Source organism: Rhizobium sp. FG113 (genome assembly GCF_057809895.1).
On record NZ_JBMDKV010000014.1, the window covers coordinates 64,562 to 86,537 of the forward strand.

19 protein-coding genes and 2 pseudogenes are annotated in these 21,976 nt (G+C 63.5%); 8 read left to right on the forward strand and 13 right to left on the reverse strand.

Going from position 1 to position 21,976, the window contains the following annotated elements; genetic code table 11:
- The first annotated feature begins 108 nt into the window (after positions 1-108).
- Positions 109-2,289, forward strand: coding sequence for a CHASE2 domain-containing protein (locus ACODTZ_RS25570; protein ID WP_489029121.1), 2,181 nt, complete (start codon positions 109-111; stop codon positions 2,287-2,289).
- 325 nt (positions 2,290-2,614) lie between these two features.
- On the opposite strand, the pseudogene ACODTZ_RS25575 reads toward ACODTZ_RS25570, so the two are convergent.
- Positions 2,615-3,667: pseudogene (locus tag ACODTZ_RS25575) on the reverse strand (FecR family protein); the annotation flags it as partial.
- Positions 3,668-3,878: 211 nt separating this feature from the next.
- On the opposite strand from ACODTZ_RS25575, the gene ubiG reads away from it, so the two are divergent.
- Positions 3,879-4,625 carry a bifunctional 2-polyprenyl-6-hydroxyphenol methylase/3-demethylubiquinol 3-O-methyltransferase UbiG gene (gene ubiG, locus ACODTZ_RS25580; RefSeq protein WP_112943775.1) on the forward strand — a complete coding sequence of 249 codons (747 nt, stop codon included), beginning with the start codon at positions 3,879-3,881 and terminating at the stop codon, positions 4,623-4,625.
- Between the two features lie 21 nt (positions 4,626-4,646).
- On the opposite strand, the gene ACODTZ_RS25585 is transcribed toward ubiG, so the two are convergent.
- The 5 genes and pseudogenes from ACODTZ_RS25585 to ACODTZ_RS25605 all read right to left on the reverse strand — a co-directional run.
- The gene (locus ACODTZ_RS25585; RefSeq protein ID WP_489029123.1) at positions 4,647-5,228 is read right to left on the reverse strand and encodes a DUF3291 domain-containing protein; all 582 of its coding nucleotides are present in this window, start codon (positions 5,226-5,228) and stop codon (positions 4,647-4,649) included.
- A 1-nt stretch (position 5,229) separates the two neighbouring features.
- Complete coding sequence (locus ACODTZ_RS25590) at positions 5,230-5,658, reverse strand: DUF1178 family protein (RefSeq protein WP_489029125.1); 429 nt, start codon at positions 5,656-5,658, stop codon at positions 5,230-5,232.
- Positions 5,655-6,512, reverse strand: coding sequence for a carbon-nitrogen hydrolase family protein (locus ACODTZ_RS25595; protein ID WP_489029127.1), 858 nt, complete (start codon positions 6,510-6,512; stop codon positions 5,655-5,657). The genes ACODTZ_RS25590 and ACODTZ_RS25595 overlap by 4 nt, the downstream gene beginning before the upstream one ends.
- 9 nt (positions 6,513-6,521) lie before the next feature.
- Complete coding sequence (gene grxC, locus ACODTZ_RS25600; RefSeq protein ID WP_047508583.1) at positions 6,522-6,779, reverse strand: glutaredoxin 3; 258 nt, start codon at positions 6,777-6,779, stop codon at positions 6,522-6,524.
- Positions 6,780-6,823: 44 nt separating this feature from the next.
- Positions 6,824-7,582 (reverse strand): annotated as a pseudogene (locus ACODTZ_RS25605) (ComF family protein); the annotation flags it as partial.
- A gap of 76 nt (positions 7,583-7,658) precedes the next feature.
- Here ACODTZ_RS25605 and ACODTZ_RS25610 point away from each other — a divergent pair.
- Positions 7,659-8,543 (forward strand): methyltransferase domain-containing protein, encoded by an 885-nt coding sequence (locus ACODTZ_RS25610; RefSeq protein ID WP_489029129.1) that lies wholly within the window; start codon positions 7,659-7,661, stop codon positions 8,541-8,543.
- 21 nt (positions 8,544-8,564) lie between these two features.
- On the opposite strand, the gene ACODTZ_RS25615 is transcribed toward ACODTZ_RS25610, so the two are convergent.
- From ACODTZ_RS25615 to ACODTZ_RS25640, 6 genes are all read right to left on the reverse strand, one after another.
- Positions 8,565-8,738, reverse strand: a complete 174-nt coding sequence (locus ACODTZ_RS25615; protein ID WP_052214040.1) for a Flp family type IVb pilin — start codon at positions 8,736-8,738, stop codon at positions 8,565-8,567.
- A 60-nt stretch (positions 8,739-8,798) separates the two neighbouring features.
- The gene (locus tag ACODTZ_RS25620) at positions 8,799-9,134 is read right to left on the reverse strand and encodes a hypothetical protein (RefSeq protein ID WP_111564838.1); all 336 of its coding nucleotides are present in this window, start codon (positions 9,132-9,134) and stop codon (positions 8,799-8,801) included.
- Positions 9,135-9,257: 123 nt separating this feature from the next.
- Entirely contained in the window at positions 9,258-9,686 is a 429-nt protein-coding gene (gene mutT, locus ACODTZ_RS25625) for an 8-oxo-dGTP diphosphatase MutT (RefSeq protein ID WP_489029132.1), read from the reverse strand.
- Positions 9,683-10,504: a GNAT family N-acetyltransferase gene (locus tag ACODTZ_RS25630; protein ID WP_489029134.1), complete on the reverse strand. Its 822-nt coding sequence runs from the start codon at positions 10,502-10,504 to the stop codon at positions 9,683-9,685. The genes mutT and ACODTZ_RS25630 overlap by 4 nt, the downstream gene beginning before the upstream one ends.
- A complete protein-coding gene (gene argJ, locus ACODTZ_RS25635; protein ID WP_209234351.1) occupies positions 10,473-11,714 on the reverse strand; it encodes a bifunctional glutamate N-acetyltransferase/amino-acid acetyltransferase ArgJ in 1,242 nt (413 codons plus the stop codon). The genes ACODTZ_RS25630 and argJ overlap by 32 nt, the downstream gene beginning before the upstream one ends.
- 67 nt (positions 11,715-11,781) lie before the next feature.
- Positions 11,782-12,672, reverse strand: coding sequence for a peptidylprolyl isomerase (locus ACODTZ_RS25640; protein ID WP_111564836.1), 891 nt, complete (start codon positions 12,670-12,672; stop codon positions 11,782-11,784).
- Positions 12,673-12,918: 246 nt separating this feature from the next.
- Here ACODTZ_RS25640 and secA point away from each other — a divergent pair, with 246 nt between their 5' ends.
- The 5 genes from secA to ACODTZ_RS25665 all read left to right on the forward strand — a co-directional run bounded on the left by secA (position 12,919) and on the right by ACODTZ_RS25665 (position 20,370).
- Positions 12,919-15,627 (forward strand): preprotein translocase subunit SecA, encoded by a 2,709-nt coding sequence (gene secA / locus ACODTZ_RS25645; protein WP_113235388.1) that lies wholly within the window; start codon positions 12,919-12,921, stop codon positions 15,625-15,627.
- Between the two features lie 193 nt (positions 15,628-15,820).
- Positions 15,821-16,447, forward strand: a complete 627-nt coding sequence (locus ACODTZ_RS25650; RefSeq protein WP_489029137.1) for a C39 family peptidase — start codon at positions 15,821-15,823, stop codon at positions 16,445-16,447.
- Positions 16,448-16,473: 26 nt separating this feature from the next.
- Positions 16,474-17,565, forward strand: a complete 1,092-nt coding sequence (locus ACODTZ_RS25655) for a D-alanine--D-alanine ligase family protein (protein ID WP_489029139.1) — start codon at positions 16,474-16,476, stop codon at positions 17,563-17,565.
- Positions 17,566-17,675: 110 nt separating this feature from the next.
- On the forward strand, positions 17,676-19,088 hold the full coding sequence (locus tag ACODTZ_RS25660) for a lipopolysaccharide biosynthesis protein (RefSeq protein ID WP_489029252.1): 1,413 nt from the start codon (positions 17,676-17,678) through the stop codon (positions 19,086-19,088).
- A gap of 4 nt (positions 19,089-19,092) precedes the next feature.
- Positions 19,093-20,370 (forward strand): GNAT family N-acetyltransferase, encoded by a 1,278-nt coding sequence (locus tag ACODTZ_RS25665; protein WP_111564831.1) that lies wholly within the window; start codon positions 19,093-19,095, stop codon positions 20,368-20,370.
- Positions 20,371-21,061: 691 nt separating this feature from the next.
- Here ACODTZ_RS25665 and ACODTZ_RS25670 read toward each other — a convergent pair.
- Positions 21,062-21,862, reverse strand: coding sequence for a hypothetical protein (locus ACODTZ_RS25670; protein WP_489029141.1), 801 nt, complete (start codon positions 21,860-21,862; stop codon positions 21,062-21,064).
- Positions 21,863-21,976: the final 114 nt, after the last annotated feature.

The window sequence follows — 21,976 nt, forward strand, 5'->3', positions numbered from 1 at the left end:
AACGCCGAACGCCCGAAAGACGCAGTTGCGTCAGGCCTAGGAAACGGGCAGCCTAGAGCATGTCGCGCAAGAGTGTGAAGCGGTTGCAGGCGCGGGGGCCGGCCGATCATGACACGCATGCAGAAAATCGGCGTGGTTCTCGGCCTTGCGCTCGTCGCGAGCTTCACGCTGCTGCGCGCCACCGACCCGCCTCTCCTGCGCCAGATCCGCGACATCACCTTCGACGAATACCAGCGCATCACCCCGCGCAAGTTCGAGAACACCCCGGTCCGGGTCATCGATATTGACGAGGCGTCGCTCAGGGAATTCGGCCAGTGGCCATGGCCGCGCGACCGGCTGGCGCTTCTGGTGCAGCGCCTGTCCGACATGGGCGCGGCGGCGATCGCCTTCGACGTGCTGTTCGCCGAGGCCGACCGCCTGTCGCCGCGCTCCATCATGCGCGATGTCGCCGGCATTGATCCGACACTTCTTAGCCGGCTACCCGATAACGACCAGCTTTTCGCGCAAGCCATCGCCGACAAGCCCGTGGTCCTCGGCTTCGGCCTCTCCATGGACGGCAGCTACAAGCCGCCGGTGAAAGCGGGCTTCGCCTTCACCGGCGAGAGCCCGTTCAACGCCCCGCCGCGCATGACGGCGGCAACGCCGGTGCGCCCGCAATTGCAGATCAACGCCACCGGCCTCGGCCATATCAGCCTCAACCCCGGCACCTATTCCGCCACCGTCCGCCGCGTGCCGCTGCTGCTCAGCGACGGCGCGCAACTCTATCCCAACCTCGCGCTGGAAGCGCTGCGCGTCGCCCAGGGCGCCTCGACCTATATCGTCGCGGCCGCCCCCGATATCCCCGACACGCTGACCTCGATCAAGGTCGGCGATTTCGTGGTGCCAGTCACCTCATCCGGCGAGCTCTGGCTCTACACCAGCCCCGATATCGCTGATCGCTATATCTCAGCCGGCAAGGTGCTGGCGCCCGACGGCCCCGCGCCGGATGTCGCCGCGGCCGTGCAGGGCAGCATCCTCTTCGTCGGCACCTCGTCCGCCGGCCTGCAGGATATCCGCACCACAGCACTCGGCGAAAACGTGCCCGGCGTCTCCATTCACGCGCAGACCGTCGAGCAGATCCTGTCTGGCCACTTCCTCTCCCGGCCGGATTGGGCCGATGGCATGGAGATCCTGCTGATCGCGGTGCTCGGCACCTGCCTCGTCATCGTCACCACTTTCGTCAGCCCCGCCGTCGGCCTCGCCTGGGGCCTGATTGTCACCGCGCTCGCCTTCGCGAGCTCCTGGTTCGCCTTTTCGCGCTGGGGGCTGCTGTTCGATCCGCTCGCCCCGATCGTCGCCGCCTCGATCATCCACTTCGCCGCCACCTCATTCCGCATTCTGGTCATCGACCGCGAGCGGCGCGAGGTACGCAAGGCGTTCGGGCAATATCTCTCCCCCTCGCTGCTCCACCGCATCGAGCATAATCCGGACGCGCTGCGCTTGGGCGGCGACGATCGCGAGCTGACGGTCATGTTCGTCGACGTCAGGGGGTTCACGACGCTGAGCGAGCGCCTGCAGCCGGCCGAGGTCGTCCGCTTCCTCAACACGCTGCTCGATGCGCTGAGCCGCCATGTGGTGGCCAATGAAGGCACGCTCGACAAGTTCATCGGCGATTCCATCATGGCCTTCTGGAACGCGCCGGTCGATGTCGCCGACCACCCCGCCAAGGCCGTGCGCGCCGCCCTTGCCATGCGCGAGACGCTGGCGACGCTGAACGCGACCGACGCCTTCGGCTTCGGCGATGAGTACAAGGTGGGCATCGGCATTGGCATCCACACGGGGCTTGCCTGCGTCGGCAACATGGGCGCCGAAAGCCGCTTCAACTACTCCGCCGTCGGCGACGCCGTGAATGTCTCGGCCCGCATCGAGGGCTGCTGCAAGGAAGTCGGCTTCGATATCCTGGTTTCAGAGACCACCGCCGCTGCCCTGCCGCACTTCGCCCTGCTCGACGCCGGCTCGCTCGGCCTCAAGGGCAAGAGCACCCGCACCCGCCTCTACGCCACGCTGGGCGACGAGACCGTCGGCCTCTCGGCAACCTTCGCCCTGCTCGAGACCGCGCATCAAGCCCTGGTCGAAGCCTTCGCGACCCGCTCAACGGACAGCCGCAAGCTACTGGCAAGGGTCCGGCAGCGGGCGCAGCCCTACCCGGCGACACTGCCGGAATTCTACCGTCGCCTCGCCCGCCGCGCCGATCATTTCAGGGAAACACCGACCGAAGACCCCGCCCCGCTATCGGAGCAGGCGTCGTGAAGTTCGCAATTGTCAGGATGAACTCGGCCTAGTCGCCGTTACCGACATCGCCACCGCCACCGCCATCGCCGCCGCGGTCGCGCATATGGCGACCGCCTCCGCCCTGCCAGCCACCATTCTGGTCGCCATTGCGGCCATGCCAGCCGCCGCGATGCCCGCCCGAGCCGGCGCCATCGCCAGCCCCGACGCCATCGCCCGCAGCGGACCCTGCTCCGCCGGCCTGCGCCTGACCACCATTCGCCGGCGAAGCACCGCCCTGCGGCCCGTCGTGATGCCCGCCGTGCCCATTGCGCTCGCCATTGCCGCCATCGGATCGGCCACGATCCCGGCCGCCATTGTCCCGAGTTCCGCGATCTCGATCGGCATGATCCCGCGCACCGTGGTCGTCGCCACCACGATCGCGCGCCCCCTTGTGCCGGTTGCCCCAACCATCGCGCGGTCCATGCCCATCTCGACCGTCGTGATTCCCGCTGCGCTGCCCCCAGCCACCGCCGTCGTTGCCCCGGTCGTGATGCCCATCGCGGTCATGGTGGTGATGATCGTCGTCGTCCCTGTCATGGTGATGCTTGTCGGGGCGATGATGATGCGGCTTGTCCGGCTTATGCGGTTTATCCGGCTTTTGCGGCCGATCCGGTGCCTTCGGCGGGGCCTGCTCCTGCGGTGGAAACAGCGTCGGCACCGGCGTGCTCTCTTGCGGCCGGTCCTGACGCTCGGCGCGGATGCTGCGCAGGCCGCAGCTGGTGCGGATGTTGCCGAGCGGCCCCGACAGTTGCTGGTTTCCCGAGAGGAACGGCAGCGCCTTATTGTTTCGCAGCGTCCGCAATGTCGTCTCATCGACCTTGCGCGGATCCGACACCCCGCCGCCGCGTGATGCGATCACGCAGTCGCACTGCTCGCGCAGCTGCTTGCATCCACCGGCACCGCAAAATTGCGCCGAACCGTTGAGAAGCACCATCGCCGTCGTGCCATTGGGCGCGACATAGACATCGAACGCCGTGCCGCGCACGCCGATCGTTCCCGCCGGCGTCACGATCGAATAGGCCGATGAGGAGGAGTTGCCGCTGATCCAGCGAAACGTGCCCTTCGCCGCCTTGATCGTCAGCTTCTTGACCGAATTGGCATCGTCATAGACGTAGCTGTCGATCACCACCGACGAGCCGGCGCCGACGGCAAGCTTAGTACCATCCCGGAAGACGAATTGACCAAGCCCGCCGATCGAGGTGCGGATGCGTTCGTCGCGATGAACAGGGTCCTTGACCACCAGAGGCCCGTTTTCCCCAGCCACCTCTGTCTTGATGAGAGTCGCCTCGCCGACCGCAACCTCCGCGTACGCCGGAAACGGGAAACACAACGGAAAACACATGGACAGGCCGAGCATGGCGGCCAATGCATTACGCACACGCAACATCGCCCTTACCCTCAACAATATATTAAGTATATCACAATGTGTTGATGGATGTCGCCTTATCCACTTGTAGTAGCCAAGCACCAAAGCCGGGCACTACCGCGACCACGCGACACTATCGCCGGCTCTTGACTTCGCGCACCGTTCGTCCGACTTCACTTCTGAGCAATCAAGGAGCATGACCATGACGGAAGCGGCGAAGAGCACCATCGACCAGAGCGAAGTGGACCGCTTCTCGGCCATGGCCGCCGAGTGGTGGAGCCCGACCGGCAAGTTCAAGCCGCTGCACAAGTTCAACCCCGTTCGCCTCGCCTATATCAGGGACAAGGCAGCCGAGAATTTCGGCCGCGATCCCCGCTCGGCCCGCCCGCTGGAAGGCCTGCGGGTGCTCGATATCGGCTGCGGCGGCGGCCTGCTGTCGGAGCCGGTCGCCCGCATGGGCGCAACCGTCATCGGTGCCGACCCGTCCGAAAAGAACATCGGCATCGCCTCGACCCATGCGAAGGCCTCAGGCGTGCCGGTCGATTACCGCGCGGTGACGGCAGAGCAGCTGGCCGAAGCCGGCGAGACCTTCGACATCGTCTTGAACATGGAAGTGGTGGAACACGTCGCCGACGTCGATTTCTTCATGACCACCTGCGCGAAAATGGTCCGCCCCGGGGGCCTGATGTTCGTCGCCACCATCAACCGCACGATGAAGGCCGCGGCGCTCGCCATCTTCGCCGCCGAAAACGTCCTGCGCTGGCTGCCGCGCGGCACCCACCAGTATGAGAAGCTGGTGCGCCCGGAAGAGATCGAAAAGCCGGTGACTGCGGATGGCCTCACGATCATCGACCGCACCGGCGTGTTCTTCAATCCGCTGTCCAACCAGTGGAACCTGTCGCGGGATATGGACGTGAACTACATGCTGCTCGCCAAGCGTGGGGCATAAGAGCACCCGCCGGCATTTCGCCTAGACCTTCAAGGTCCTGACATGCGCAAGCAGATCGGCTTGCGTCTCGGCGTTGCGCGCCGCCAGTTCCTTGACCCGGCCGCGATCGATCTCGATCGCCGCCCCATCAGGCCCGAACGGCATCTTGAACGTGAAGGCCCGGGCGCTCGGCCCGTGATCGGCCAGATGTTCGAAGCGGTCGACGGCCTCGGCCCAATCAGGCCGATGATGCGGCCCGACCCACCAGAGAACGAGCGGCGGCCATGACGGTTTGACGTTCCAGTTGCGCGCATGCTTCAGCGCATCGGCATGCACGCCGTCATAGCTGAACGCCATCAGCGATTCGATATCGGCCCAGAGCGACAGGGAGGATGGCGCGCTATCGAAACCGCTACCCTCGATGAAACGCGGAAAGACCTGCGGCCCCCAGCTTCGCGCGCCCGGCTCGCCGGCATAGCCGGAGCGGCCGACAAAGCCGCAAGCGCGTCGCGCGGCCTCGAAATTGGCCGGTTCACGCAAGCGAAAGCCCTCGACGGCGTCGCTCTCGAAGGGCGCCACGTGCAAACCGAAGTTATAGATCGCAAGGCGCGCTTCTATAGTCATTCTAGTGCACGTCGTCGGGAAGCACGGGAAGCGCTGCGATCTCGATGCCCTCGTCGATAAGCGCCTGCGCCTCATCCGGCGTCGTCTGGCCGATGATCCCGCGCGCATCGGCGTCGCCGTAATGGATCTTGCGCGCCTCCTCCGGGAAGCGTTCGCCGACATCCTCGGAGTTGGCCTTGATCGCGGTCACCGCCTCTTTCAGCTTCTGGAACGCCTCGCGGCGCACGGCATCCATGGCGACCGTCTGCATCTGGTCCTTCTTGCGCGCGGTCGAGACCGACGGCGCCATCAGCACCTTGGAGACGGCGGCTGAATTGCAGGTCGGACAAGTGAGAAAACCGGACGCGACCTGGCGGTCGAAATCGGCGCTTTCGGAAAACCAGCCTTCGAACTCATGGGCATTGTCACAACGCAGCGAATAACGGATCAAGCGGCCACGCCTCCGGACACATCGCCGCCAACTGTCTCGATCGAGAACTCGCGGGCATTCTTCAAATTCGGGATCTTGTCGCGCGCGGCCTTCACTGCGGCAGGATCGATCTCGGCGATCACGATCGCCTCGCCGGTGCCACCAGCCGACGCCAGGATTTTGCCCCAGGGATCGATGATCATCGAATGCCCGAAGGTCTCGCGCCCATCCTCATGCACGCCGGCTTGCGCGGCGGCGATCACGAACATGCCGTTCTCGATGGCACGCGCCCGCAGCAGGATTTCCCAATGCGCCTCGCCGGTCTGGCGGGTAAAGGCGGCGGGCACCGTCATAACCTGCGCCCCGGCAACCGCCTGGGCGCGAAACAGCGCCGGGAAGCGAACGTCGTAGCAGATCGCAAAGCCCATCTCGGCAAACGGCAGCGACACGACGCGCGCCTCCTGCCCCGGCCGGTAGGCGGCGCTCTCGCGCCAGCTCTCGCCATTGTCGAGATCGACATCGAACATGTGGATCTTGTCGTAGCGGTTGAGAATCTTGCCATCGGGACCGAAGAGATAGCCGCGATTGGCAAGCTTGCCGTCATCGAGCGCGATCGCCGTCGAGCCGACATGCACGTAAATCTGCAGTTCGCCGGCGAGTTCGCGCGCGGTGCGAACGATGATGTCGTTGGCCTCGTCGCGCAGGTGCACTTTGCCGGCGGCGCGGTCGCGCTGCAGCATCCCGGTCATCTCCGGCGTCTGCACATAGGTGGCGCCCGAGGCGGCCGCCTCGCGCACCAAACGCGCCATGGCGGCCGCGTTGCGCTGCGGATCGATACCCGAACACATCTGAATGGCGGCGGCCTTGAAGGTCATCGGCTTGTCCTAAGCGGCCAGCAGCGGGTCGAGCTTGCCCGCACGCTCCAGCGCATAAAGATCATCGCACCCGCCGACATGCTTGTCGCCTATGAAAATCTGCGGGAAAGTCGAGCCGCCATTGGCGCGCGCGATCATCTCGGCGCGGAAGGCCGGCGTGGACGTCGCATTGTGCTCGACGAAATCGACACCCTTCTCGGAAAGAAGAGACTTGGCGCGAACGCAAAAGCCGCAGCCATCGCGCGTATAGATCGTAACCGGTACCATCGTAACTCCAGACAAGGCAGTAATCTCCCTGTCATATAGTTTCGGATAGCCCTTGCAAAGGTCAAAACCGTGATATCGGCGGCACCCGCGCGGCGCAGCACCCTGGCAGCGGCCGCTACCGTCGCGCCCGTCGTATAGACATCGTCGACCAGCACCAGCCGTTTTCCGAACACGTCACCCTCACGCCCCTTAGCGATCGCAAAGGCGCCGCGCACATTCTCCTGCCGCGCTTTAGCACCGAGGCCCACCTGCTGGCGCGTGCGGCGAACGCGCAGCAGCGTCGCGGACAGCAGCGGGCGCTCTGCCTGTTTCGCCATGTGGCGCGCGAGCTCCGCCGCCTGGTTGAACCGGCGCGACAGGATGCGGGTGCGATGCAGCGGCACCGGCAGGATCGCGTCGCAGCGCTCGACGGCGCCATCGGATGCCCGGAGCATCCACGCCGCCATCATCGGCGCCAGATCGGTGCGGTCGCGATATTTCAGCCCGTGTACGAGATTGCGCACCGCCTCATCGTGAAAGGCCGCCGTGCGCAGGCGATCGAAAGGCGGCGGGTCGGCGATGGCCGCGGCGCTCAATATCCCCGGGCCGAGATCATGCGAAAAGGGAATGCCGAGAACCTCGCAATAGGGTCGCTCGATGAAGCGCAGCGCCGACCAGCATTTTGGGCAGACGCCGCGATGCTGTCCCGTCGACACGCCACAGACAGCGCAGGCGGGTGGATAGATCATGTCGACCATAGCCGAGAGCGGACGCCCCAGCGCCCGGTCGATTCCCGCCAAACCTCGCCACCCGCGCAACCCCATGGCGAAACGATAACGCATTTCGCGCAACAGGAAAATCGCCTTGCCGCCCCGGCCCGGCAGGATTATTGACGTCGGCATGGACATCATCTTCGATACGACAAGGATCGCGGCGAACCGGCATCGCGCGCTTCGCAACAACGATCCGAAGGCCGCCTTCCTGCTCGACATCGCAGCCGACGAACTGGGCGAACGCCTCGCCGTCGTCGAGCGCACCTTCGAACATGCCGTCGAACTGCATGGCGCGACCGGATCGGCCGCCCGCGCCGCCAAGGCGACCGGCAAGATCGGCAGCCTCACCCGCGTCGAAAGCGAACAGGCCTACGCCACGTCCGACGATGACTTCATCGAGGCGCCGCTGGAGATGGTTCCGCTGGAGCCGCAATCGGCCAATCTGGTGATCGCGCCCTTGAGCCTGCACCTGACCAACGACACACCGGGCGTCTTCATCCAGATCCGCCGCGCGCTGCGCCCAGACGGTCTGTTCCTCGCCGCCATTCCAGGCTCCGGCACGCTGCAGGAACTGCGCGAGGTCCTGCTCGCCACCGAGATCGAGATGACCGGCGGCGCAAGCCCACGCGTCATTCCCTTCGCCGATGTCCGCGATGTCGGCGGCCTGATGCAGCGCGCCGGTTTCGCGCTGCCGGTCATCGATGCCGAGACCTATACGGTCCGCTACGATTCCATCTTTCCGCTAATGCGCGACCTGCGCGCCATGGGCATGACCAACCCGCTTGCCGAGCGCAGCAGCAAGCCTTTGACGCGCGCCTTCTTCATGCGCGCCGCCGAGCTATACGCGGAACGCTATTCCGATCCGGATGGCCGTATCCGGGCCACCTTCTCGATCATCTATGTCTCGGGATGGGCGCCGCATGAGAGCCAGCAGAAGCCGCTGCGGCCGGGCTCGGCGAAGGTCAGGCTCGCCGACGCGCTGAAGGTCGAGGAGCACAAGCTCAAGCAATAGAGCTTTTCGCTCTAACCTCGCTCAGGTGAGCGACGGTATCTTGCTTGCGATGATGGTGAAGACGTTATTCAACTGTCCGCTGAGCGCGCCGACGCCGGTGATAAGCGCGGTGGCGATCAGGGCGGCGATGAGGCCGTATTCGATGGCGGTAGCGCCGTTGCGATCGGCGACAAATGCTTTCAGAAGTCTCGTCATTCGTCCCTCGTCGCTCGACATCACAGTCGATTTCCTTGCGTTGCCTCAGGCCTCGAGCCCTCAGCAGCCAACACCGCTTCCATAGCCCTGCACCACGCAGACGGAGCCCGGCGTATCCTGCAGAATGCTGCGACGGATCGTATAGCGCTTGCCGTTTTCGCTCTTCGGGCCGTTCTCGCTCTTCGGGATCGAACCCGTCGTGATGGAATCGAATTCAGACGGCGCGCTGGCGAAGACGCTCGACTTCGACTTGTCGGCGAGCATCGGTGTCAGGATCAGCGTCAGGGCCACGACGGCCGTGCCGAACAGCAAGGCGATGTTCAGCGCCCCCGTCTTGCGCGAGGAAACCGAAGCCTGCTCTTTCTCCCGAACTGCTTTCCAGAAATCGTCGTCCATGCGTCAAGCCTTCTACACACACGCCAGTTGCTTGATTGAGGCCGATCTTTGCCAGAATCTGTTAAACGATCGATTAATATCCACAGCCAGATTGGCACAGAAAAAATTATAAAATAGAAATTTCTAAAGTAGGTCCTGCAGGATGGGGATCAGCGGCTCATCGGCCGGTGGCATGGGGTAGTCGCGCAGCGCCTGCGGCTTCACCCACTTGATCGCCTGCCCTTCGCGGCCGACGGGAATGCCCTCGAAACGACGGCAGACATAAAGCGGCATCAACAGGTGGAATTTCTCGTAGGTGTGGCTCGCAAAGGTGAGCGGCGCCAGGCACGCGACCTTGGTGGTGATCCCGAGCTCTTCGTGGAGTTCGCGCACCAGCGTCTCCTCCGGCGTCTCGCCCGGCTCCATCTTGCCGCCGGGAAACTCCCAGAGACCGGCGAGCGATTTGCCTTCAGGCCGCTGCGCCAACAGGATGCGGCCATCCGCATCGATCAGGGCGCAGGCGACGACGAGAAGGATGCTGTGGCCAGTACCGCTCACACTTGTCGCGCTCATCGGCAAAGATCCCGCCGCCAGTAGGAATAGCGATAGGCCTCGACGAAGCCGAGGCGCTCGTAAAGCGTGATCGCAGGCACATTGCCGGTCTTGACCTGCAGCCAGGCCGAGCGGGCGCTGCGCATCCGCGCCCAACGCAGAGCGGACGTCAGTATCTCGAGCCCGAGCCCCTCGCGGCGACGCGACGGCGTGACCGAGAGCGACATGATGCCGGCCAGATCGTTGTCCTGCACGCAGAGCACGGTCGCCAGCGGCCCCGTTTCCGGATCTTCCACCATGAACAGGCCGGATGGCGGCTTGATCGCGTTGATGACTTCGGCGAGTGCCGGCTTCAGCTTCGTCGACACCTGGTCGGTCGCCAGATTGGCGTCCACGAAGCGGCTGATGTCGTGCGTCGGCAGGTGATCGAGCGTGTCCGGCAGATCGGCATTGGCGAGATCGCAGGTCATGACGATGGTTTCGTCGAACGGCGTCCAGCCCTCGGCCTTCACCAGATCGATCAGCACGGGCGAGGCCAGCGGCGTCTGTCGCAGCACCGCCGGGCGGCCATAGGCCTCGAACTTGCGGCTCGCCTTGGCCAGCCTGATCTCGACGTCGCGATGGTCGGACGGATCGAGCGGCACGATCGAGTTCAGCCGGTTCGACGGATGCCCCGCCGTCAGCCGCACCTGCCAGCTGCCGTCGTAAACAACCGACGAGGCGGGCCAGGCCCGGAAACCGACGGCTTCCAGCCTGCGCACGAGCGGCAGATTTGCCTTCTTGGGGAATGCTTCAGTCAATGAAAAATCAGCTCCGGTAGTCACCGTTGATGGCGACATACTCCTTTGTGAGGTCGCACGTCCAGACCGTTGCCGTACCGTTTCCGAGGCCGATTTCGACCTTCACCGGAATGTCCTGCTTTTTCATGACGTTGGAGGCGGCCTCTTCCGAGTAGCCGGCGTCACGTTCGCCGTTGACGGCAACGCGCACGTCGCCGAACCAGATGGCGAGGCGGTCGCGATCGGCCATTTCGCCTGATTTGCCGACGGCCATGACGATACGACCCCAGTTGGCGTCCTCGCCGGCGGCCGCGGTCTTGACCAGCGGCGAATTGGCGATCGACAGCGCGATCGTCTTGGCGGCGGCATCGCTTTCAGCACCGGTCACGGTGATCTCGAGCATCTTGGTGGCGCCTTCGCCGTCGCGCACGACCTGCAGTGCCAGATCCTTGAGGAGATCGTTGAGCGCGGCGCGGAACGACGAGAGGCGCGGATCGTCAGCCGTCTCGACGCGAACCTGGCCGTCTTCGGCGGCCGCACCCGTTGCAAACAGCATGAGCGTGTCGGATGTCGAGGTGTCGCTGTCGACGGTCATCGAGTTGAAGGTCGGATCGACACCGGCGGAAAGCATCGCCTGCAGCGCTGCCGGCGCGATGTCGGCGTCGGTGACGACGAAGGAGAGCATCGTCGCCATATCAGGGGCGATCATGCCGGCGCCCTTGGCGATACCGTTGATCGAGACCGCAACGCCGCCGATCTCGGCCGTGCGGGTCGCGACCTTCGGATAGGTGTCGGTGGTCATGATCGCCTTGGCGGCCTCGAACCAGAAATCGCCGGTAGCGTCGGAATAGAGCGTGTCGAGCACGCCGGAAAACTTGGTGGCGTCGAGCGGCTCGCCGATGACGCCGGTGGAGGCGAGGAAGATCTCGCTCTCGCTGCAGCCGACGGCGGCAGCGGCCGACTTGGCGGTGAGCGCGGTCGCTTCACGGCCCTTCACGCCGGTAAAGGCGTTGGCATTGCCGGAATTGACGACCACGGCGCGCGCAACGCCGCCGGGCAGGTTGGCGCGGCAGAAATCGACGGGGGCCGACGGGCACTTGGAACGGGTGAAGACACCGGCAACGGCCGCCGGCTTGTCGAACACCATCATCAGGACGTCGGTACGGTTCTTGTACTTGATCCCCGCCGAGGCGGTCGCCATGCGAACACCGCGAAGCGCGGGCATGGACACGAAGGTTTTGGGAGCGAGCGGGGAGACGGAACCGGACATGATCATCGACCTGGCATGAAAGGGGATACGGAAGGGCCCGGAAAAACCGGGCCCTCGATGGATGCTATTACTGCTGAGCCGGCGCTGCTGCGGGCGCGTCGCCCGGCTGCGGCTGCTTGTTGGCGTCGTCATAGCCCTTGCGCAGGGCTTCGTCCGTGATGTCGATCTTGGACTTTTCCTTGGCGGAGGCGAGAAGCGCAAGATACTTGTCGCGCATGACGAGCTGACGAACCTGATCCTTGACCTGGTCGTAAGCCGGAGGAGCGGCGTCGCGCTTATCCTCGACAAGGATGACGTGGTAGCCGAAATCGGTCTTAACAGGGGTCTTGGTGTAGGCACCCTTGTCGAGCGCGAAAGCCGCGTCTTCGAATTCCTTGACCATGCGGCCCTTGGTGAAATAGCCGAGATCGCCGCCGTCAGCCTTGTTCGGGTCGGTGGACTTTTCCTTGGCGAGGTCGGCGAAGTTCTTGCCGGCGTCGAGCTGCTTGATGACGTCCTTGGCTTCGTCTTCCGTCTTCACCAGGATGTGGCGGGCGTGAACTTCTTCCTGCTTCGGAAGGGCTGCGACTTCCTTGTCGTAGCGTGCCTTGACTTCAGCGTCGGTCACGGTGTCGACGACGTGCTTCTTGAAGTAGGCGTTGTGCAGTTCGCGATCGGCGAGGTACTGCATGCGCTTCTTGAACTCAGCCGACTGGTCGAGCTTTTCAGCGGCCGCGTCCTTGGCGAGCAGCTTCACGTCGATAGCGGCGGAAAGAGCTGCGACCTTCTTCTGGTCGTCAGGCAGCTGCGCCAGCTGCGGATCGAGGTTGGCGATCGCCAGGTCGAGTTCCGACTGGTGGATTTCGACATCGCCGACCTTGGCAACGACGGCGTCAGCGCCGTCCTGTGCCCGCACCGGCGCCTGGAAGGCGACGAACGTGGCGAGTGCCATCACGGCGATTCTGTTGTAGTTCAACATCAAACATTCCTTCACAGTTAACCCACCGGCTTCAACTTCTTGAATCCTGCCCTGAAACAGGCATCAACACTGGAATGTGGCCTTTCTATATCAGCCAAATCCGTTGACATCATTCGACCCCCCTCTTATCTGTCACGCAACCTCGCGTCCAGAAAAGTTTCCTGGCGTTTCGATACGTGCGCCCGAAATTCGGCCGGGCCGCCCTTACGAGAAGCCCGGGATGAATATTCAGAAAGGACCAGTCGTATGGTCAGCTTTGGCGGCATCGCCCGCAAACTATTTGGCTCCGCCAATGATCGCCGCGTGCGGTCCTTCCAGCCGAACGTCGCCGCAATCAATGCGATTGAGGAAAAGACCAAGGCGCTGTCCGACGAACAGCTCGCCGCACAGACGGTGGAGTTCCGCAAGCTCTTGGCCGAAGGCAAGACGCTCGACGATATCCTCGTCCCGGCCTTTGCTGTTGTCCGCGAAGCATCGCGCCGCGTGCTCGGCATGCGCCCCTTCGACGTCCAGCTGATCGGCGGCATGATCCTTCATTCCAACGCGATCGCGGAAATGAAGACGGGTGAAGGCAAGACGCTGGTCGGAACGCTTCCCGTCTATCTGAACGCGCTGTCGGGCAAGGGCGTCCACGTCGTTACCGTCAACGACTACCTCGCCCAGCGCGACGCGGCCACCATGTCGCGCCTTTACAGCTTCCTCGGCCTGACCACCGGCGTCATCGTTCACGGCCTGTCGGACGAGGAACGCGCGGCTGCCTATGGCTGCGACATCACCTACGCGACCAACAACGAACTCGGCTTCGATTATCTGCGCGATAACATGAAGTACGAGAAGGGCCAGATGGTTCAGCGCGGCCACAACTACGCCATCGTCGACGAAGTGGACTCGATCCTCGTCGACGAAGCGCGCACGCCGCTGATCATCTCCGGTCCGCTCGACGACCGCTCCGATCTCTACAACACGATCGACACCTTCATCCCGCTGCTCGTCGAAAGCGATTACGAGATTGACGAAAAGCAGCGTTCGGCCAACTTCTCCGAAGAAGGCACCGAGAAGCTCGAAAATCTCCTGCGTGAAGCCGGCCTGCTCAAGGGCGCCAGCCTCTACGACATCGAGAACGTCGCGATCGTCCACCACGTCAACAACGCGCTGAAGGCCCACAAGCTCTTCACCCGCGACAAGGACTACATCGTCCGCAACGACGAGATCGTCATCATCGACGAATTCACCGGCCGCATGATGCCGGGCCGCCGTTATTCGGAAGGCCAGCACCAGGCGCTGGAAGCCAAGGAACATGTGAAGATCCAGCCTGAGAACCAGACGCTGGCGCAGATCACCTTCCAGAACTACTTCCGCATGTACGACAAGCTCGGCGGCATGACCGGTACGGCGCAGACGGAAGCGGAAGAATTCGGCAACATCTACGGTCTCGACGTCGTCGAAGTACCGACCAACCTGCCGATCCAGCGTATCGATGAGGACGACGAGGTCTACCGGACCTTCGAAGAGAAGTACAAGGCGATCATCGCCGAGATCGCGGATGCGCAAAAGCGCGGCCAGCCGGTTCTCGTCGGTACGACCTCGATCGAAAAGTCCGAACTGCTCGCCGACCTCATGCGCAAGCAGGGCTTCAACAACTTCCAGGTTCTGAACGCCCGCTACCACGAGCAGGAAGCCTATATCGTCGCCCAGGCCGGCGTGCCCGGCGCTGTCACCATCGCCACCAACATGGCGGGTCGCGGTACCGACATTCAGCTCGGCGGCAACCTCGACATGCGTGTCGAGCGTGAGCTCGGCGAAGTCGAGGAAGGTCCGGAGCGCGACGCCAAGATCGAGGCGATCCGCGAAGAGATCAAGCAGCTCAAGGAAAAGGCGCTGGCCGCCGGCGGCCTCTACGTCATCGCCACCGAACGCCACGAAAGCCGCCGTATCGACAACCAGCTGCGCGGCCGTTCCGGCCGTCAGGGCGACCCGGGCCGCTCGAAGTTCTATCTCTCGCTTCAGGACGACCTGATGCGCATCTTCGGCTCTGACCGCATGGATTCGATGCTGACCAAGCTCGGTCTCAAGGAAGGCGAAGCGATCGTCCATCCCTGGATCAACAAGGCTCTGGAACGCGCGCAGAAGAAGGTCGAAGCCCGCAACTTCGATATCCGCAAGAACCTCTTGAAGTACGACGACGTTCTGAACGACCAGCGCAAGGTGGTCTTCGAACAGCGCCTCGAGCTGATGGAAGCAACCAACATCTCCGAGACCGTTTCCGACATGCGTCGTGAAGTGATCGAGGATCTGGTTCAGAAGCACATTCCCGAGCGCGCCTATGCCGAACAGTGGGATGCCGTCGGCCTCAAGGAGCAGGCCAACGCGCTCCTCAATCTCGATCTGCCGATCGAGGACTGGGTCAAGGAAGAGGGCATCGGCGAAGACGATATCCGCGAACGCCTGACGGAAGCGGCCAACGCCGTCTTCACCGAAAAGGCCGAGCGCTTCGGCGACGACATCATGCATTACGTCGAGCGTTCGATCGTCATGCAGACGCTGGACGCGCTGTGGCGCGAGCACATCGTCAACCTCGACCATCTGCGTTCCGTCGTCGGTTTCCGTGGCTACGCCCAGCGCGACCCGCTGCAGGAATACAAGTCGGAAGCCTTCGAGCTCTTCAACACGTTGCTCAACAGCCTCCGCCAGGCCGTCACCGCCCAACTGATGCGTGTCGAACTGGTGCAGCAGGAGCAGCCGGAACCGCCGGCCATGCAGGCGCACCACATCGACCCCAATACCGGTGAAGACGAGTTCGGCTCGGTCTACCAGGCATCGGAAGTCATCGTTGCGCCCGAAAACCGCAACCCCGACGACCCCGCCACCTGGGGCAAGGTCGGCCGCAACGAGGTCTGCCCCTGCGGTTCGGGCAAGAAGTACAAGCACTGCCACGGTGCCTTCGAGCAGGCCTGAGACCTGATCGAGACCTGAGATCGAAGCCCTCGCGACCTGGACGTCGCGAGGGCTTTTTCATGCGTGCGACCCGCAAATGAGCGGAACCCGCCCACAACTTCCAATTTCATAATCCGCCCGAAATTCAGCCGCAAAACAGTCGCTTTGTTCGCCGAGCTTGCGCCGATATCAGAATTGATTTCAGGGACACGCGATGAACCGCACCGCTTGCAAGGCCCCCTATTTCAGCCAGTGGGAAACGGCGTCGATGACGCTCTCCGTGCTGGAGCGCGGCGCTTCCGCCTTGCTCGATGATCCGCTTTGGCAGCGATCCGGCGCCGACACGGTCGAGGAATATGCGCGCTGGGCCGTCAACATCTGCGGCATGGCCTGCCTGAAGATGATCCTTGCTGCCAGGGGCGAAGACCACCGCATCATCGATCTCGCGCGCGGCTGCACCACCTTCGGCGGCTATGTCGTCAACGAGGAAGACCAGTCGATCAAGGGGCTGATCTACGCGCCCTTCATCACCTATGTCGGCGAAACCTTCGGCCTCGACGCGAAAACCATCACCGGCCTGCCGACACCTGGTATCGCCGATATCCTGAAGGACAACGCCTTCTTCATCGCCTCGGTCAACAGCCAGATCCGCTGGCCGGACCGCCAGCCGCCCACAAAAGGCGGCCACCTCGTGCTGGTGACGGCGGCAGGCGCCGACACCATCCGCTTCCACAACCCATCCGGCCACGACAAAGCCAGCCAGGCCAACGTCGAGCTGCCGATCGAGACCTTCGACCGCTTCTTCGCCAATCGCGGCGTCGCCATCAGGCTCGACCGATAACAACGATCCAAGGGGACCCATCCACCATGCCGACACAGCCCGCCCGCCCGACATCGCAGCGCCCGCGCATCGCCATCCTGTTCGGCGGCCGCTCGCCGGAGCACGATGTCTCCATCCTCTCCGCCACCAATGTCGTCGCAGCGCTTGACGCCGAGCGCTACGACGTCCTGCCGATCTTCGTAACCAGGGAAGGACAATGGCGGCTTCTGCCGAAGGGCACCACGCTGTCGGCTGCCGCCAAGGCCGAGGAAGCCGTCGAGGTCAGCCTTCTGCCGGGCGGCCAGGGCCGCATGCTCGCCATCCCGCAAGGCGCGCAGCCCTATGAAGTCCCCGCGATCGACGTCCTCTTCCCCGTTCTGCATGGAATGCATGGCGAGGACGGCTCGATCCAGGGGCTGGCATCCGTTGCCCGCGTGCCGCTCGCCGGCTGCGGCCTGCTCGGATCGGTGACCGCCATCGACAAGGACATCGCCAAGCGCCTGCTTCGGGAAGCCAGCCTGCCGGTGGCGAAAGCGCTGTGCATCGAAGAAGACAGCGAGCCCTCCTTCGAAACCGCGGCGCGCGAACTCGGCCTCCCGCTCTTCATCAAGCCCGCCCGCCAGGGCTCCTCGGTCGGCGTCAGCAAGGTCAGGACACAAGAAGATTTCGCCGCCGCGCTTGCGGAAGGCTTCAAGCACGACAGCAAATTGCTCGCCGAGGAATTCATCGCCGGCCGCGAGATCGAGTTCAGCGTGCTCGAACATGCGAATGGCGAGATCACCGTCTCTCTGCCGGGCGAGATCGCGCCGGCCGAAAGCCACGGTTTTTACAGCTACGAAGCGAAATACATCGATGAAGCAGGTGCAGCACTCCGCGTGCCCGCGCAGCTGCCGAAGGAGACCGAGGACGAGCTGCGCAAGACCGCGCGCCAGGCCTTCAAGGCGCTCGGCTGCGACGGCATGGCCCGCGTCGATTTCTTCCTGATGCAGGACATGTCCTTCGTGGTCAACGAGCTCAACACCATCCCCGGCTTCACCAATATCAGCATGTACGCCAAGGCGATGGCCGCATCGGGCGTCAGCTACGCCGAGGTGCTGGATGTCCTGATAGACAGGGCGTTGGCGCGCGGTGGCGGCTGACGCTCTGAGTTGGGGACAGGTTAAGCCTGAGGGCCTCGTCACAACCGTTTCTTAACCGTGTCATGCCACTACTCTAGGCACGATTTGCCAGAGAGTTTTGCGTGTCCATTATGGCGGTCATCGAGACGGCGGAGAAGATGCTACCGGCGAGCCTGCGTCCTGCAGGCGGTCGCCTTCTTCGCATGCTCGGCGATATCATGACGAAGCGCGGCGAAAAGGCCGCCGCACAGCGCATGGCGCTCACCGCATTTGCGATCCGCGTCATCAGCGCCGCGCTTGCCTTTCTCTCCCAGATCATTCTGGCGCGCCTGATGGGCGAGTATGAATACGGCATCTTCGTCTTCGTCTGGGTGCTGATCGTTCTCTTCGGTGACCTCTCCTGCCTCGGCTTCCACACCGCCATCGTCCGCTTCCTCCCACAGTACAAGGCATCGGGCGCCTTCGAGGAAATTCGTGGACTGACCGGCACCGCCAGGATCTTCGGCCTGCTGTCGGGCACCGCGGTGCTCGCCATCGGCATGATCGGCCTGCACCTCTTTGGCGATCGCGTCCAGAGCTATTACGTCGTGCCGATTTTCCTCGGCCTGCTCGCCATGCCGATGATCGCGCTCGGCGACATATTGGAAGGCACCTCGCGCGCCAATCATTGGCCCGTCATGGCGCTGAGCCCCGTCTACATCATCCGCCCGATCCTGATCATCACCTGCATGCTGGTGGCGATCGGCCTCGGCGCGCCGCACACGGCCGTCACCGCCATGCAGGCAGCGCTGGTTGCAACCTACCTCACCGCGCTCGGCCAGTATGTGGCGACCCTCATCCGCCTGCGCCGACATTATCACCAGGGTCCGAGCAAGATCGATTTCCTGAGCTGGCTAAGCGTCGCCTTTCCGATCTTCCTGATCGAGGGCGTCAGCTTCCTGCTCACCAATTCCGATGTCGTCGTCGTCGGCATTTTCCTGGAGCCGCACGAGGTCGCCATCTATTTCGCCGCCGCAAAGACTATGGCACTCGTCCACTTCATCAATTTCTCGGTCAAGGCCGCCTCCGGCCCGCGCTTTTCCAGCATCATCGCCGAAGGCACCCGCGCCGAGCTCGCCGCCGCCGCCTTCGATGCCGCCAGATGGACCTTCTGGCCGGCGCTGGCCGTCGGCCTCGTGGTGCTCGCGGCCGGGCACCTGCTGCTGTCGCTCTTTGGCGGCGCCTTTACGGCGGGTTATGTGCTGATGGCGATCCTGCTTGCCGGCATTCTCGCCAAGGCGCTGGTGGGGCCTGCCGAAACGCTGCTGATGATGGCCGGAAAGCAGAATATCTGCGTCGCGCTCTATGCCGGTGCGTTGACGGCAAACGTCACCCTCAACATTCTCCTCATCCCCCATTTCGGCATCGAGGGCGCGGCAATCGCCACGGCCTCCGCCATGGGCGTCGAGGCGGTGCTCTTGCATCTTGCAGTCCGCCGCACGCTCGGCATCGCCCTCTTCGCCTTCGCCAGACCGGCCAGCGCCGGCAACGATATGGAAGCCTGACAGTATGGTGCGCAATCCTCCCGGAACCCAGACCACAGACTCGACCGCCAACCGCATGGTCCACGAGCTGGCATCGCTGGAATTCGATGCACCGCAGGCCGAAGCCCGCGTCGAGATCGGCCGCGCTGGCCGCGAGCTCTGCGTCTATTCCGGCAAGCTCGGCTACGACCTGCAGGACGAGCTGGATTTCCTCTCCAACCGCGCGCTGGAGCCCAATGTCTTCTTCACCGGCCGCTTCCTGGCGCCCGCCATGCCGCGTCTCGACGACCGCGAGGTCAACTTCGCGCTGCTGCGCGACCAGAACGAGACCCGCAGCCGCCTGCGCGTGCTGATGCCGTTTTCGGTCGAAAAGCCGGGCTTTGCCGTCGGCCCCTCGATCATCCGCGTCTGGGCCAACAGCTTCGCGCCGCTGGGCACGCCGCTGCTCGACGGCGAGGATGCCGCCGAAACGCTCGACAATTTCCTCGAGGGCCTGACCGCCCGCGACCTGCGCATGCCCGGCATCCTGGTGCTGCCCGATCTGCGCCTGAACGGCATCTTCGCCCGCATGATCCGCGCCGTCGCCATCGGCCGCAACCTGCCGATCACGACCACCAACCCCTATCTGCGCCCGATGCTGCAGAGCGACGAGGACGCCGTCGCCTATCTGCGCCAGTCGGTCTCCTCCTCCCACATGCGCGAAATGCGCCGGCAATGGCGCCTGCTTGAGGAAAAGGGCACGGTCGTCTACAACGTCGCCCGCCAGCCGCGCGACATCCATATGCGCTTCGAGGAATTCCTGGCGCTCGAAGCCGGCGGCTGGAAGGGCAAGAAGCGCAGCGCGCTGGTCACCGACCGCCTGCACATGGCCTTTGCCCGCGAGGCGATCTCCAACCTGGCCGCCGTCGACGCCGTGCGTATCCACTCGATCGACTTCAACGGCAAGTCCATCGCCTCCACCGTCGTCCTGATGATGGGCGGCGAGGCCTACACCTGGAAGACCGCCTATGACGAGGCCTATGCCCGCTATTCGCCGGGCAAGCTCCTGATGGGCGAACTCACCGAATGGCACCTCGACGACGCCAACATCGTCCGCTCCGACAGCTGCGCCGTCCCCGACCATCCGATCATGAGCCGCTTCTGGCAGGAACGCGAGGAAATGGGCACCGTCGTCATCGGCCTCAACCAAAACGCCGACCGCGACGTCCGCCAGGTCGCCACCCAGCTGCATCTCTACAGCAGCACCCGCAATGTCGCGAAGATGCTGCGGCAGAAGATCATGTCGCTGGCTGGGCGGGGGTGAGTGGGCGGGCCTTGAGAGCGGCCCATCTGATGCCGACAGTAAGCCGTCGTTGATGTCGTGCCGTGAGATACCCCCCTCTGCCCTGCCGGACATCTCCCCCACAAGGGGGGAGATCGATCCGTGGCCGCTCTCCATCCAAACATCGAGGTAGGAGCGAGCGGCCGCGCCCAGCCAATCTCCCCACCTGTGGGGGAGATGCCCGGCAGGGCAGAGGGGGGTATCTCACGGTAAAACCTGAATGAAAGGCGACGGCAACGACGGAGTGCCAACCACACACCACAAAACCCCGCGCCGGAGACCTCTCCGCGACGGCATGGCAGGATGGGAATGGGCAGGCAACGTTCGGTATAAGATAGAAGTGTCAGGCAATATCGCCTGCCCGATCATATCAAGGCTTCCGGATATCCAGGCCAACAGGAGCGTCTCTCGGCCTTTCGCTTCCAGATGGATGCGAGGTCCTGACGATCTCAACACCCACCCCTCAACAACCATCACCGGACGCCGGGCTTGCGCCCAGATGTGTCAGATCCGGTTCGCGACCCGGCTCCCTGTCCAATGACGCCATCAGTATGGGAGCGACGATTGCGGCGAGGATGGATGGGGACGACGAAATTCGTAAGCGGTTGGCATCGCCGCAGTATTTTTCACCGCGCAACAAAATTACCCCCGCGATCGGATCAAAAGATCATCTCTAAGTCCTGTAAGCTTCCAACTCCGCGTGCAGTACAGCGGCACGTGCCTCGATCGCCGTAATGTCGTCAGCGATCAACCGATAAAGCGGTGTCTGATCGCCAGGCGTGCGCGCTCCAAGATGCTGCGCGATATACTTGATTGCGGCAACGGTCGCGGCAAACCTGTCGTGGAGAACGGGCTCATGATGCGCGAGCCGGTTACGTGACTGGTAGATGATCTCAAGACTGTCGGCCACGTCAGCGCGCTTTATTCGCTTGTTCGGGAACACCTTCTTGAGTGCCGGCCGCCAAAGCGTGTGCTCATAATCGGGACCGCATAAACGCTTCCAGATGTAGAAAGTCAGCTCGGCAATGATCTTGCCATCGGTGACCTGGATATGCGTTCGACGGAGCTTGGACCTCTGCGTATGGGACAAGTTCGCCGGGCGGCCATTCGGGAATGCCAGCGCGTCAAGCCCATGCTTGGTAGCCTGCGCAAGTTTGGCGTATTCGGCCCGACGCGCGCTATCTAGCGCCTGCACGATCTTGGCCTTCTCGCTTTCTTTCCAATGGAAGGGTGCCGGTGGGCTCAGAAGCCAGCCCGCCTGGCCGAAATGCTGCCCGAGATTTTCACAGATAGAGTTCCGCAAGGAAATCTCGATGACCGCGATGATATTCATCAAATCGGCGCCGAGGCGCAGTGTCTTCTGATGGAATTCGATTGCAGCCCGAGCGTTGCCGGTGAGTTGGTAAAGCTTACCCAACCTCTCGGGCGACAGCAGCTTCGTGATCTCCGCTAAATCTGCATCCTCTATCGGCAAGTTGACGCTCCCGTCACTCTGACATATATTCAACCTCGAAAAGTCGAGATCAGATTGGCAGTTTGCTTTCGAGCATTACGAATCCTCGACTTCCCAAATTGAAAAGGCGCTCCT

What these genes read in the sequence shown, in the direction of transcription:
- ACODTZ_RS25570 (WP_489029121.1), top strand. Translation starts at nt 109, where the DNA reads ATGACACGCATGCAGAAAATCGGCGTGGTTCTCGGCCTTGCGCTCGTC.
- ubiG (WP_112943775.1), top strand. Translation starts at nt 3,879, where the DNA reads ATGACGGAAGCGGCGAAGAGCACCATCGACCAGAGCGAAGTGGACCGC.
- ACODTZ_RS25585 (WP_489029123.1), bottom strand. Translation starts at nt 5,228, where the DNA reads ATGACTATAGAAGCGCGCCTTGCGATCTATAACTTCGGTTTGCACGTG.
- ACODTZ_RS25595 (WP_489029127.1), bottom strand. Translation starts at nt 6,512, where the DNA reads ATGACCTTCAAGGCCGCCGCCATTCAGATGTGTTCGGGTATCGATCCG.
- grxC (WP_047508583.1), bottom strand. Translation starts at nt 6,779, where the DNA reads ATGGTACCGGTTACGATCTATACGCGCGATGGCTGCGGCTTTTGCGTT.
- ACODTZ_RS25610 (WP_489029129.1), top strand. Translation starts at nt 7,659, where the DNA reads ATGGACATCATCTTCGATACGACAAGGATCGCGGCGAACCGGCATCGC.
- ACODTZ_RS25615 (WP_052214040.1), bottom strand. Translation starts at nt 8,738, where the DNA reads ATGACGAGACTTCTGAAAGCATTTGTCGCCGATCGCAACGGCGCTACC.
- ACODTZ_RS25620 (WP_111564838.1), bottom strand. Translation starts at nt 9,134, where the DNA reads ATGGACGACGATTTCTGGAAAGCAGTTCGGGAGAAAGAGCAGGCTTCG.
- mutT (WP_489029132.1), bottom strand. Translation starts at nt 9,686, where the DNA reads ATGAGCGCGACAAGTGTGAGCGGTACTGGCCACAGCATCCTTCTCGTC.
- ACODTZ_RS25630 (WP_489029134.1), bottom strand. Translation starts at nt 10,504, where the DNA reads ATGTCGCCATCAACGGTGACTACCGGAGCTGATTTTTCATTGACTGAA.
- argJ (WP_209234351.1), bottom strand. Translation starts at nt 11,714, where the DNA reads ATGTCCGGTTCCGTCTCCCCGCTCGCTCCCAAAACCTTCGTGTCCATG.
- ACODTZ_RS25640 (WP_111564836.1), bottom strand. Translation starts at nt 12,672, where the DNA reads ATGTTGAACTACAACAGAATCGCCGTGATGGCACTCGCCACGTTCGTC.
- secA (WP_113235388.1), top strand. Translation starts at nt 12,919, where the DNA reads ATGGTCAGCTTTGGCGGCATCGCCCGCAAACTATTTGGCTCCGCCAAT.
- ACODTZ_RS25650 (WP_489029137.1), top strand. Translation starts at nt 15,821, where the DNA reads ATGAACCGCACCGCTTGCAAGGCCCCCTATTTCAGCCAGTGGGAAACG.
- ACODTZ_RS25655 (WP_489029139.1), top strand. Translation starts at nt 16,474, where the DNA reads ATGCCGACACAGCCCGCCCGCCCGACATCGCAGCGCCCGCGCATCGCC.
- ACODTZ_RS25660 (WP_489029252.1), top strand. Translation starts at nt 17,676, where the DNA reads ATGGCGGTCATCGAGACGGCGGAGAAGATGCTACCGGCGAGCCTGCGT.
- ACODTZ_RS25665 (WP_111564831.1), top strand. Translation starts at nt 19,093, where the DNA reads ATGGTGCGCAATCCTCCCGGAACCCAGACCACAGACTCGACCGCCAAC.